Source organism: Marinobacter maroccanus (genome assembly GCF_002933275.1).
Taxonomy (GTDB): domain Bacteria; phylum Pseudomonadota; class Gammaproteobacteria; order Pseudomonadales; family Oleiphilaceae; genus Marinobacter; species Marinobacter maroccanus.
The window spans coordinates 117,456-129,982 of record NZ_PSSX01000004.1; the positions used below are offsets into that span (position 1 = coordinate 117,456).

A 12,527-nucleotide genomic window follows, 5' to 3' on the forward strand; every position below is an offset into this window, starting at 1 on the left:
GCATTGCACCGCGTCAATTTAACCCAAAGACAGGAACACCCCCATCAACACCGGTGACAGGAAAGACAACAGGAAACCGGAGGCGATGGCCACCGGCACACAGGGCAGCCCGCCACTGCTGCGGATCACCGGCAGAGTGAAGTCCATGGCGGTAGCGCCACCGTAACCAATGGCCATTGCCGGTCGACTGGCGATGAGCAGGGGAATAATGGCCAATGCAACGATCTCCCTGAGCACATCGTTGAGGAAGGCAACCCCGCCCCAGGCAGGCCCGAGGGCTTCGCCAATCACAATACCGGACAGCGAATACCAGCCAAACCCGGAGGCCACCGCCAGGGCATCGTGCCAGGGCAGCCCAAGCCAAGGTATCAGCAGCGCCCCGGCCACCAGGGAACTGAGCGTCAGAGCCAGTGCGATCCCCAGACCCTGACGATTCATCAGCAGCTTGCGCAACGACAGGCCGGCATTACGCAACTGGAGACCTATGAGGAACAACAGAAACATCAGCGCCCAGGTGGCCAGCTGTTCCGCCATGGGCATGTCCGGCAACAGGTAGTATCCGGCCAGCAGTCCGGCGATCACTGCCACCAACGGCTTCAGGCCGGCCAGGAAAAGCCTGCGGTAGCCAGGGCTGACACTGCCTTCAACCCGCTCAACCGACATTGGCTGCCAGCGGTGAAACAGCCATAGCCCGAACATGTTGGCGACAAAAAGCACCAACACCAGGGCCATTACCTGGGCCGCCATGCCGCCCAGTTGCGCCGCCAGCCCCTCCATCTGGCCAAGCCCCAGGCCGAGCAGCAAAAGGATAAAATAAACCAGGCCCTCTACCGTGTAATGGATGATGGTCATGGCCCTGCGATTCTCCAGAGCGATGGCAAATCCAAGGAACAGGGGAGCAAGAATGAGCAGGGCTCCGGTCAGCATAGTGTCCTCTAAAAACGGATAAGGGAGGTTATCAGATCAGGGGTTTGAACTGGTCAGGATCGGTTTCGGGGCTGGCGGGGGCATCGTCAGGCATCCCAATGGTTCGCGCAAGGCGCTGGGCCGTCACGGACCAGACCACATAATCGGCTGGACAGGGCTCAAAACCTTTTCCCATCATGGTGCCGGCAACGCTTCTGAGAACGGATTCGGCACGAGCCTGGGTTGACCAGGGACCTCGGCAGAACTGGCCATCCGGTCGGCCCTTGTCTGGGCCCGACAGAGCCACCAGCCCCCAGCGAGCATCGCCGACAGGCCTGATATGCAGTTCAATCCGCTGGTTCTCCTTCACCATCACGAGGTCCCGAAGCGGGCTGCGGCCATGAAAATAGTGAAGCTTCATGACGTCAGGGTGTCAGTGCAGGACATGACCAGACCTGTCCTGAACCAGTACCCAGGGCGCGATGACCACCGCCCAGAGCTCGGCATTGCGGTCGTACCAGGCTTGCGCGATGTCTGGTGCAACCTCGCCTACCTGGCCCTCGTTCATCCACTGTTCGAAACGGGGCCTGTTGTCGGCGGTCAGCTCGCTGGCGACTTCCAGAAGGTCCAGATCGGGCGCCACCCGCACCACCTGCCCCCGGGCAAAGTAAGTCTGCAGTTCATGCCAGCGGATGCGGGAAGTCTCGAGATTCAGTTTGGCTTTCAGTTCGTCCCGGGACGGGGAGGATGACATGGGTACCTCATCAATCAAAACAGGGCTCAGGTTGGCCAGACTACCGGAAATCGCGCCCGTCCGCATCTGCCAGAATCTGAGCAATCTGTTCTGAAAGATTCATGGGGTCAAAGGGCTTCGGGATGACACCAAGCGCGCCCAACGCCTGATATTCCTCGATTTCGGATTTCTGCAGCCTGGCCGTCATAAAGATCACAGGCACTGCTTCCAGTCCATCCAGCTTACGGAGAGCCTGCATCGTCGTGGGGCCATCCATTCCCGGCATCATAACGTCCAGCAGAATCAGCTCAGGCTCGAACCCGGGGGCTCTCTCCACAGCCTCAGCCCCGGACTCACAGATCGCGGTTGTAAAGCCGCCGACATCCTCCAGGGCAATTTCCGCGACTGCACGAATATCCGGATCATCCTCAACATACAGGATCTTCCGGGGCAAGACAGGTTGGTTACTCTCCATGACCTTTCTCCCGCTCTTTTTCTTCGGCTTCCATACCAATACGCCGCATCAGCCTGCGGCATTCCTCGGAATCTTGCTCGCCTGCCGCCAACATGGACGCTGCGCGCATGATCAGCCGTTCTTCACGGGTGCAATCGTTGGGCAGAAAATGAACGGCACCGATCAGCTCCCTGACTCCCAGAGGCAATCGCCACTGGATCTTGAGCCGGTTTCCATAAGCCTGCGCCCAGCTCTCGAGGACCTTTTCCGCCTCTGCCGTTCCGACCTCACCCCCAGCTGCAGCATACTGGTTGAGTACCTTGAGAACAGCGAGTTCGCCCAGGCGGCTTAGCAATCCGGCTTTCTGGAGCAGAACGGGTTGTTTCTTCAGCCTGATCGCCAGTCGCTGGGCCTCTTTAGCCACCTGCAAAGCGGCTTCGTGGTGGGCTCTGGCAAGCTCGCGCAGCGGCTCATGTTGCAGCTTGTTGGATACGTCCAGCGACAACGCCAAAGCCTGGTTCAATGCAAGAGGTACGCCCAGCGACCCGATCGCATCTTTCAGAGTTTCAACGGGCTTGCCGGAGCGCCTGAAAGAGCTGCTGTTGGCCACATCCAGCAAGCGGGCGGTCAGGCTGGCCTCCTCTCGCCAGCGTTCAGCCAACTGGGCGGCAGACAGATCACCCTGGCGACTGATCAAGTCGAGAATATCCGAAGGATCCAGATCGGAGGGCAACTGAATCACCTCCTCCAGGGAATCACGGAGCAATGTTTCAAGGTCCGGCGCTTCGGCGGTCTGCTCGATTTTCAGTAGCTTTCCAAGCCGTTCGTGGAGGCTCGCTACATCGAAGGGTTTGGTCATGTAACCGTCGATCCCGTAATGAGCGGCCTGCAACACAGACTCCCGATCAGAGCGGCCGGAGACCATCACAATGGGAACATCACGATCCAGTTGACGTACTTGCCTGACCAGCTCCAGACCCGATCCATCCGGAAGATTTCTATCGGCTATGTACAGGTCGAACCGGTTATTCTTTACCTGACTGAGCGCCTCACCCAGAGTCTCGGCCAGCACAACAGACACGCCCGAGTACAGGCCCGCAACGACAGTTTCCAGCAACTCGGCGATGAGATCATCGTCCTCAAGAATCAGCGCTTTCAAATGACTACCCTAGACGTACAACGGACATTATTTGGAAGAGTAAACGGTCACTCCGTTACGACCAGACCGTTTACGTTCATAAAGAGCCTGATCGGCGGCATTCAGGGCATCCTCACCGTTGGTGAAGTCATTTATCGCCGCAATGCCTGCGCTGAGAGTAACCTGATAGCTGGACTCTCCCGCCACGAAAGAAAGTTCGGAAAAGCTCTCACCAATTCCACGAATCAGCTCTGTGGCCGAAGAAACCTCGCATTGAGGCAAAACCACCAGAAATTCCTCGCCGCCATAGCGTCCGATCATATCTGTCTCCCGCAACCGATTCCTCAGCAGATTGGCGAGGGTACGGATCACGATATCACCCTGCGAGTGGCCCCAGGTATCGTTGACCGTTTTGAAATGATCGAGATCAAGCATAACAACACAGGACCGGTAACCACTCCTGCGACATCTTGCCAGCTCTTTTTCAACCTCTTCCTTGATCAATGAGTGCTTCAGAAGGCCGGTCAAACTATCCCGATTCATCAGCTCGGAAAGCTGACGGGCCCGGAAGCAACGAATACGCACCGACCGAACCAGATAACTGTCCGAGACCGGCTTCATCAGGAATTCATCCGCGCCCTTCGACAACGCCTCCAGCTGATTCTCCGGATCGTCCTCGGAAGACAAATAGATGATTGGCAGGCTCAACCACCGTGGCTCGAACCGAATCAGCCGGGCAAGCGTAACACCGGAGTAATCGCCAATCTGAACATCCATCAGAACAATGTCCGGCTCAAAGTCTGCAAGACTGGCCATCAGGTGAAGAGGCTCTGACACCGCTTGCGCCTCAATACCGGCCGCCTGCAACACCAGACAATAGTGCTCGGCCAGTTCAGCATCATCTTCAACGATCAGCACGCGCCCCTGTACATTGGCGCTGCGTTCAATGGCCAGCGACTCAATCCTTTCGGCAAGCTCAGGTATGTCCACCGGATCCGGGAAGAATGCAAAAGCTCCAGCCTCGGCCACTCTGTAACGGTTCTGGAAAGAATTATCGCTGCCAAGGCAAATGACAGGCAGGCGACGACGGGAGCTTTCCTCAAAAGACTTGTTTCGTACGGACATGACATCTGAAAGAGCGGATTCCCGACACAAAATGGCCGCTGCTCCACGGACTTGCGCCAATGCGTTGCCCAGCGCGCCGGCATCATCACTGCTTACGCTGGTGAAGGAAAAGCCATATGGCGCCATCTCCTTCTCCAGCTTCGCGAGGCGTTCATCTCCCTTTTCCACGAGCAGAACGCTCACCTGCATGCCCTGACTACCCTTGTAGGTCGTGGGCTCCTCAGTGTAGTTGCCAGCCTGGGCAACGGCCTGACTTTTAACTTCAACAAGTTCTGCCAGCGCGTCTATTCCATCGGCAAACCCTTCCGGAATATCGACGGGATGAGTAAAGGCATCATCAAGAGCGCCAAGCTCCTCAGCCTGAACTTTTAACTGCTTCTCCAGAGCTTTGGCAGCTTCACCGAGCTCCGGCAGGCCGAAGGTACCAGCAGAACCGGACAACCTGTGCAGGCTTTGGTAGCAGAACAACAGTCCATCGGCCGAGAACTCACCACAACGGGTTTTTTCCGCCAGTGCTCGCAGGTGCTTAATGTCTTCTTTGGCCCGCTCGAGAAATCGTTGCCTGAGCACTTCCAGCCGCGAAGAAATCTTGCCTGTCGAGTCCAAGGCCACACGTATACTCCTGAAAGGTTATTTGCCACACCCAAAAACTCCATTACTCTCTCGGTAATGAAACCACGTTTGAACTGTTCCGGCTACGAGTTGAAGGACTAAATTTGAGGAATCTTTCCATTGGCAGCCGCGTTGCACTGATCGCTGTCCTTAGCAGTTTTCTGACCGTCGTCGTTCTTTCAGCGACCGCCTACAACGAGCTGATCCGGGATTTTGAAAACGTTCTCACCCAGCGCCAGCTTCTAGACGCCGCATCCGTAGCCAATCGAGTCGATCAGGATCTCCAGGTACGCATACAGTCTCTGGGTGCGTTCGCTTCGACTATGACGGATGGTACGAACCGACTGCCACAAGATCGCATCGAAGGCCTGCTCGGTCGGCAGCTGCGTCTTTCCGAGTACTTCCAGGCCGGCCTTCTGGTCTTCGATGAGAACAGTGTTGCAATCGCTGAAAATATCTATGTGCCTGGCCGTATCGGCACCTCTTACGCTGACCGGTCACACTTTCGCGAAGCCTACAAAACTCGGGAACCCGTCATCAGCCGACCGATTATCGGCAGGACAACAGGACTTCCACTACTTTCTTTCCTTTATCCCATCAAAAGCGACGAGGGGAATTTACTGGGGTTCGTCGGCGGCATCATCAATCTTGCCGAGTCCGGAATCATACCGAAACAGGAAGATGTTTCTTCCGAAGCCCTGTTTAAAGTCATCGATACCGGCCATTTTGTGCAGGTGGACACTCTCTCCGGTACCAATCCAATGCCCGATCTGCCACCACCCGGGGAAAATCTGATTATTGATGCGGCACTGTCCGGCCAGACCTCGGGCGTTGTTTCCGACCATTCCGGTAAAAAGTGGATCTACGCCACGCGACATCTGGAACGCGTGGGCTGGATGTTTCTCAAAGCAGTGCCCTATAAACAGGCAACACAACCGGCACGGGCCTCTTTCGACAAGTTCCTTGCCGCCAGTGCCGTAGCTCTTTTGGTACTTTCAGCCATCGCCTGGTTACTCGCCCGGGCAACAACCCGTCCATTGGAAAAAATGTCGCTCAGGATACGGGAAATGGCCAGGGAAGGATTTGCGGCAAACCGGCTGTCTCTTCGAGGCCCGCCAGAGGTCCGAAACGTCGCCCGCGCCTTCAACACGCTTATGAAGGAACGGGAGGCGCTGGACGTCATGAAAGACGACTTTGTGTCTACCGTTAGCCATGAGCTGCGCACTCCTTTGACCTCAATAAATGGCTCACTGAAACTTCTGCGCTCAGGCGCCGCGGGCAAACTGCCAGATAAAGCTGACTCGATGGTCGACGTTGCCTTTCGAAACAGCGAACAGTTGCAACGGCTGATTTCAGACCTGCTGGACTTCAATAAGGCGATGGCGGGGCAAATGCCCATAGATCTGGAGACAGTTGATCCTGCAAGTGCTATCAGGGATGCCTGCGATGGCAACGAGGCCATGGCGAAGCACTACCGCATAGCCCTGAAGCTGGGGATTTGCGCAAAAGAATTCGTCCTCGCAGACCCGTCCAGGCTCCGGCAAATCCTGGATAATTTCATCAGCAATGCCATCAAGTTCTCTCCCCTGGAAGGCACTGTCAGGATCCGATCCGACGCCGTCGCACCTGGCCGGGTGAGGATTATCGTATCGGATCAGGGCAAGGGCGTTCCGGAAAACTTTCTGCCCCGGCTTTTCCAGCGTTTTGCCCAGGCGGAGTCCGGCTCAGCCCGGGCCAGGGCAGGCACCGGCCTGGGCCTGGCCATTACCCGGGAGCTTGCAACACTGATGGGCGGAGAGGTCGGCTATTATTATGACAACGGTGCCCATTTCTGGGTGGAATTGCCGGCTGCGGATACCGAAGTGCCGGAAACTGGAGAGCGCCATGAAAACCCCTGACCTGCCACCGGATGAAGCGCATCGGCTGTGTGCCCTGGACGAGCTGAAGCTACTGGATACGCCGCCGGAAGAGCGATTTGACCGGCTCACCCGTCTTGCCGCACGCACCTTCGATATTCCGATTGCGCTGGTTTCGCTGATTGACAGCAACCGACAGTGGTTCAAATCAAGGCACGGACTGGAAGCTCCGGAAACAGCCAGGGATATTTCCTTCTGTGGCCATGCCATTCTGCGGGAAGAGTCCCTCGTCATCGAGAATGCCCTGAACGATGAGCGATTTGTGGACAATCCTTTGGTAACCGGCGAGCCCAACATCCGGTTCTACGCTGGTGCGCCGCTTCACGACCGCCACGGCCATCGCGTTGGCACTCTCTGTGTGATTGATCGCAAACCCCGATCGTTCTCCGATGACGACGAAGCCACCCTGCGGGATCTCGCCGATCTGGTTGAGCGGGAGTTCGGGCTGGGTGAGCTGGGCAACTTTTACGATGAGCGTAACCGGGCGCTGAATCTACTTACTGAAATTGCTCTGGACACCCAGGGAGATGCTAGCCAGAGAGTGACACGGGCCCTGGAAATCGCCTGCAACTACCTGGGACTGGAGACCGGTATCGTCAGCCGGATAACAGGCGGCGCCTACACGGTGCACTGGCATTTCACGCACCTGCAGGACACCCTCACCAACGGAACCACCATTCCCCTGGAGCGCACCTACTGCTCACTGATGGTGGCGACCGGACAGGTGCTGGCCATTGATCATATGGGGCAGTCGGCCTATCGCAACCACATCTGCTACCGGGTTTTCGGGCTGGAAAGCTACCTGGCTGCCCCTGTCTGGATTGACGGAGAGATATTCGGCACCATCAATTTTTCCTCCAGACAGCCAAGACAAACCCAGTTCAGCGCCACCGAGCGCATGTTCGTCACGTTACTGGCACGCTGGGTCGCGGATACCATATACCAGCAGCAGCATACGGAAACCCTCAATAAGCTGGTGACCCAGACTCCCGGCATGCTCTACCAGTATCGCCTCTGGCCCGACGGACACAGCAGCTTTCCCTACACCAGCCCTGGCATTCAGGACATCTATGGGGTTTTGGGGGAGGAAGTAGCCTCGGACGCCTCCCCTGTGTTCGACCGGATTCATCCGGACGATCTGGCGGGAGTAGCGGAATCCATCCAGCGTTCTGCAGAGTCACTTGAGCAATGGCAGCATCAGTATCGTATCCGCTGGAAGACCGGTGGCTGGCACTGGGTGGAAGGACTCGCGCGGCCTGAACCACTGCCTGATGGCAGTATCCTGTGGCATGGCTATATATCCGACGTGCACGAACGCCACAAGATTGATGAAATGAAAAACCAGTTCATTTCCACGGTGAGCCATGAACTGCGAACACCGCTGACCTCCATCTCGGGCTCTCTGGGGCTGATTCTGGGTGGCGCCACCGGGCCAGTTACCCAGAAAACCACGCAAATGCTGGACATTGCCAGACGCAACACCGATCAGCTCAGGCGACTGATTGATGACCTGCTGGATATTGAGAAACTGGTTACCGGCAATATGACGATTGATGCCTCAGTGCAGGACCTTGAACACGCGGTGCGGGCGGCACTGGAGGAAATCCAGCCACTTGCAAACCAGCACAACATTGAGATCCAGCTGAGCAACGCCAATCCCGGGGTCCGCGCCAGTTTCGATGGCACTCGGCTGACACAAGCCCTGTCCAACCTGTTGTCCAATGCCATCAAGTTCTCGCCGGAGGGCGACATCGTGGATGTCGGCATTCGGCAATCCGGAACTCGGATAAGACTGGAAGTGAGGGATCGTGGGCCCGGCGTGCCAGAGAGTTTTCGGGACAGGATATTCCAGAAGTTTGCCCAGGCAAACGCGTCATCATCACGCAGCAAGGAAGGCACCGGGCTGGGCCTGGCCATCACCCGGGAGCTGATGCATGCCATGGGAGGGGAAGTCGGCTTCGACTCCGAAGAGGGCAAAGGCACCTGCTTCTGGCTGAGCCTGCCCCTGGCCGACGCAGACAATAAAGGCGCCACCTGACCGGCAGCGCCCTTGCTGGTTACTGGCGTTAATGGCCCACGAGGTTCAGCTATCCAGCCCTTCCAGCAGACCGGCCATATCGTCGGCGTGCTCTTCTTCCTGGGCCAGGATTTCCTCGATAATCCGCCGGGACGTCGGGTCTTGGTCACCCAGGTAACGGGCAATTTCGCGATAGCTGTCGATGGCAATCCGCTCGGCAACCAGATCCTCGACCACCATTTCCCGGAGCGTTTCGCCTTCGACAAACTCCGCATGTGATCTGGTCAACAGCCCTTCCGGCGAGAAATTCGGCTTGCCACCCAGCTGCACGATCCGCTCTGCCAGCCAGTCAGCGTGTTGCTGTTCCTGGTCCGCATGCTCCAGGAACTCCTGGGCAGCGACATTGGCGTTGATGCCATCGGCACGGAAATAATGGCTTTTGTAACGCAGCGTGCAGACAATCTCGGTCGCCAGCGCCTCATTGAGGATCTTCACGACATTGTCGCGGTTGGCGCCATAGCCCTCCGTCAGAGCTCCCTCTTCAATATGCTTTCGAGCTCTTTCGCGGAGGGTTTTGACGTCCGTCAGAAACGGTTGATCGGTCATATAGTCTCTCTCGTTTCTCTCTATGATTTGACTGAAATTTGGCTGAATTGGCCGTTGCGGGTGGGTTCGGCATAGCGGCGGACCGCCATGCCTTACCAACGCACTCACTAAATCAGGCAGTGCGCAGCATCTCCCGGACAACGTAATGGAGGATGCCGCCATGCTTGAAGTAAACGGCCTCGTTCGCGGTATCGATCCGCGATTTCAACTCACAGGTTTCTGTAGAGCCATCCTTGTACTTCACCGTCATCGTCAGGGTCTGGCCCGGTTTGATCTCGCCAGACAGGCCCTCAATGCTGATGGTTTCCTCACCGGTAAGTTTAAGGCTCTTGCGATCGGTACCCTCCGGGAACTGCAGAGGCATCACGCCCATACCAATCAGGTTGGAGCGGTGAATGCGCTCATAAGATTCGGCCACCACGGCTTTCACACCAAGCAACCGGGTACCCTTGGCCGCCCAATCCCGGCTTGAGCCGGTACCGTATTCCTTGCCGGCAATGACCACCAGGGGCGTGCCCTGCTCCTGATACTTCATGGCAGCATCGTAGATGGCCATCTGCTCGCCTGTGGGTACGAATTTGGTGAAACCACCTTCCACGCCGTCGAGCATCTCGTTCCTGATGCGCACGTTGGCGAAGGTGCCGCGCATCATCACTTCGTGGTTACCCCGGCGGGAGCCATAGGAGTTGAAATCTTTCGGCTCAACGCCGTGTTCCTGCAGGTATTTACCGGCAGGGGTGTCCGGCTTGAAGGAACCGGCCGGTGAGATATGGTCGGTGGTCACCGAGTCGCCCAGCAGTGCCAGGATGTTGGCGTCCTTGATATCGTCAATCGCATCCGGCTCTTCCTTCAGGCCTTCAAAGAACGGGGGATGCTGGATGTAGGTGGACTTGTCGGACCATTCATACACCTTGCTTTCCGGCACCTTGATGGACTTCCAGGTGGCGTCGCCATCGAAGACTTCCGCGTACTCCTTGCGGAACATGTCGGTCTTCACCTTTTCGACCGCCTCGGCAATCTCCTGTTGGCTTGGCCAGAGATCCTTCAGATAAACCGGATTGCCCTCCTTGTCCGTTCCCAGTGGATCTTTGGAGAGGTCCAGACGAACGTTGCCTGCGAGCGCATAGGCAACCACGAGGGGCGGTGACGCCAGCCAGTTGGTTTTCACCAGGGGATGTACCCGACCTTCGAAGTTACGGTTACCGGAGAGCACCGACGCTACGGTCAGATCGCCATCACTGATGGCTTTCTCAACGGCGTCAGGCAGAGGTCCGGAGTTACCGATGCAGGTGGTGCAGCCATAGCCCACGAGGTTGAACCCCAGCTTATCCAGATCGTCCTGAAAACCGCCCACCTTCAGATAATCCGTCACGACTTTCGAGCCAGGCGCCAGGGATGTCTTGACCCAGGGCTTGGTATCCAGACCTTTTTCAACCGCCTTCTGGGCGATCAGGCCCGCCGCCATCATCACGCTCGGATTCGAGGTGTTGGTGCAGGAAGTAATGGCCGCAATCACCACCGCACCCGGGTCCAACCGGCTCTTCTCACCATTCATTTCAAGCGGTTGGCTGGCATGATGCTCGTAGCTGTCATCGACGCCAACAGCCGTCTGGCCGCCTTCGGATTCCAGGTTGGCCTCACGATTCTCTGCCGGGCCTTCGGCGGTCTCCATCAACAGCTCAAAGGAAGATTTCATGTTCTTCAGGGCAACCCGGTCCTGCGGACGTTTGGGGCCGGCCAGGCTGGCCTCCACTTCGCCCATGTCGAGTTCCAGGTTGTCGGTGTAAACCGGCTCATGGCCGGGCTCGCGCCAGAGCCCCTGGGCCTTGGCGTAGGCTTCCACCAGCTCCAGCTGCTGTTCCTCGCGGCCAGTCAGGCGCATGTATTTGATGGTTTGCTCGTCCACCGGGAAAAAGCCGCAGGTGGCGCCGTATTCCGGAGCCATGTTGGCGATGGTGGCCCGGTCTGCCACCGGCATGTCTTTCAGGCCGTCGCCGTAGAATTCCACAAATTTACCGACCACGCCTTTTTTGCGCAGCATTTCGGTGACGGTCAGCACCAGGTCGGTGGCGGTGATGCCTTCACGGAGCTTGCCGGAAACCTTGAAACCCACCACTTCCGGAATCAGCATGGACACCGGCTGCCCCAACATGGCGGCTTCGGCTTCGATACCACCCACGCCCCAGCCGAGGATGCCCAGGCCGTTGATCATGGTGGTGTGGGAATCCGTGCCCACCAGGGTGTCGGGGTAGGCGATGGTCTTGCCGTCCTGGTCTTTCTGCCAGACGGTCTTGCCCAGATATTCCAGGTTCACCTGGTGGCAAATGCCGGTACCCGGTGGCACCACACGGAAGTTGTCGAAGGCCTGCTGGCCCCAACGCAGGAATTCGTAGCGCTCCTGGTTGCGCTCCATTTCGATGGCTACGTTGTCCTTGAACGAGGACGCATCGCCAAACTTGTCCACCATCACCGAGTGGTCGATTACCAGATCCACCGGCGACAGCGGGTTGATCATGGCCGGATCCTTACCGGCGGCCTTCACCGCCTCGCGCATGGCGGCCAGGTCGACAACGCCAGGCACGCCGGTGAAGTCCTGCATCAGGACACGGGCCGGCCGGAACTGGATTTCAGTGTCGGAATGGCGATCCTTCATCCACTGCACCATGGCATCAATGTGGCTTCTGTCCACGGTGGTGCCATCTTCGCTGCGCAGCAGGTTCTCCATCAGCACCTTGAGTGAGAACGGCAAGCGGTTAAGGTCGCCGAGCGTGTCTGCAGCCTTGGGCAGGCTGTAGTAATGGAAGGTTTTACCGCCAGCCTCCAGGCTGGAAAGGGTATTCAGGCTGTCTTTGCTGAGACTTTCGTTCGACATGTGGTGCCTCCTTTTCGTCGTTATCCGCGTATTCCGGAAGGCTCTCTCGAAGCCCTTTCAGCAACGCATCAACCCGGAAAAAATTCCGTAACGGGCCATAGCCTGATGAAAGGACTCCACAGCGTGAAGTCACCTTTAACTATTGCAG

10 protein-coding genes are annotated in these 12,527 nt (G+C 57.5%); 2 read left to right on the top strand and 8 right to left on the bottom strand.

Annotation, left to right across the window (positions count from 1 at the left end):
• Positions 1-18: 18 nt before the first annotated feature.
• From KEHDKFFH_RS06640 to KEHDKFFH_RS06665, 6 genes are read right to left on the bottom strand one after another with little or no spacing between them, the layout of a single operon-like run.
• Positions 19-927 (bottom strand): LysO family transporter, encoded by a 909-nt coding sequence (locus KEHDKFFH_RS06640; RefSeq protein ID WP_104321186.1) that lies wholly within the window; start codon positions 925-927, stop codon positions 19-21.
• Between the two features lie 31 nt (positions 928-958).
• The gene (locus KEHDKFFH_RS06645) at positions 959-1,327 is read right to left on the bottom strand and encodes a PA4575 family protein (protein WP_104321187.1); all 369 of its coding nucleotides are present in this window, start codon (positions 1,325-1,327) and stop codon (positions 959-961) included.
• Positions 1,328-1,339: 12 nt separating this feature from the next.
• Complete coding sequence (locus KEHDKFFH_RS06650; RefSeq protein WP_104321343.1) at positions 1,340-1,660, bottom strand: DUF2288 domain-containing protein; 321 nt, start codon at positions 1,658-1,660, stop codon at positions 1,340-1,342.
• Positions 1,661-1,700: 40 nt separating this feature from the next.
• Entirely contained in the window at positions 1,701-2,114 is a 414-nt protein-coding gene (locus tag KEHDKFFH_RS06655; protein ID WP_104321188.1) for a response regulator, read from the bottom strand.
• Positions 2,104-3,252: a response regulator gene (locus tag KEHDKFFH_RS06660; RefSeq protein WP_104321189.1), complete on the bottom strand. Its 1,149-nt coding sequence runs from the start codon at positions 3,250-3,252 to the stop codon at positions 2,104-2,106. Before KEHDKFFH_RS06660 ends, KEHDKFFH_RS06655 begins: the two co-directional genes overlap by 11 nt.
• Before the next feature lie 27 nt (positions 3,253-3,279).
• Complete coding sequence (locus KEHDKFFH_RS06665; protein WP_104321190.1) at positions 3,280-4,968, bottom strand: diguanylate cyclase; 1,689 nt, start codon at positions 4,966-4,968, stop codon at positions 3,280-3,282.
• A 104-nt stretch (positions 4,969-5,072) separates the two neighbouring features.
• Between KEHDKFFH_RS06665 and KEHDKFFH_RS06670 the strand changes: the two genes are divergently transcribed.
• Both KEHDKFFH_RS06670 and KEHDKFFH_RS06675 read left to right on the top strand, forming a co-directional pair.
• On the top strand, positions 5,073-6,866 hold the full coding sequence (locus tag KEHDKFFH_RS06670) for a sensor histidine kinase (RefSeq protein WP_104321191.1): 1,794 nt from the start codon (positions 5,073-5,075) through the stop codon (positions 6,864-6,866).
• Entirely contained in the window at positions 6,853-8,922 is a 2,070-nt protein-coding gene (locus KEHDKFFH_RS06675) for a GAF domain-containing protein (RefSeq protein ID WP_104321192.1), read from the top strand. The genes KEHDKFFH_RS06670 and KEHDKFFH_RS06675 overlap by 14 nt, the downstream gene beginning before the upstream one ends.
• A gap of 45 nt (positions 8,923-8,967) precedes the next feature.
• Here the strand turns inward: KEHDKFFH_RS06675 and KEHDKFFH_RS06680 are convergent, their stop codons facing one another.
• Both KEHDKFFH_RS06680 and acnA read right to left on the bottom strand, forming a co-directional pair.
• Positions 8,968-9,507 (bottom strand): ferritin-like domain-containing protein, encoded by a 540-nt coding sequence (locus KEHDKFFH_RS06680; RefSeq protein ID WP_104321193.1) that lies wholly within the window; start codon positions 9,505-9,507, stop codon positions 8,968-8,970.
• A 112-nt stretch (positions 9,508-9,619) separates the two neighbouring features.
• Positions 9,620-12,379 (bottom strand): aconitate hydratase AcnA, encoded by a 2,760-nt coding sequence (gene acnA, locus KEHDKFFH_RS06685; protein WP_104321194.1) that lies wholly within the window; start codon positions 12,377-12,379, stop codon positions 9,620-9,622.
• Positions 12,380-12,527 lie beyond the last annotated feature (148 nt).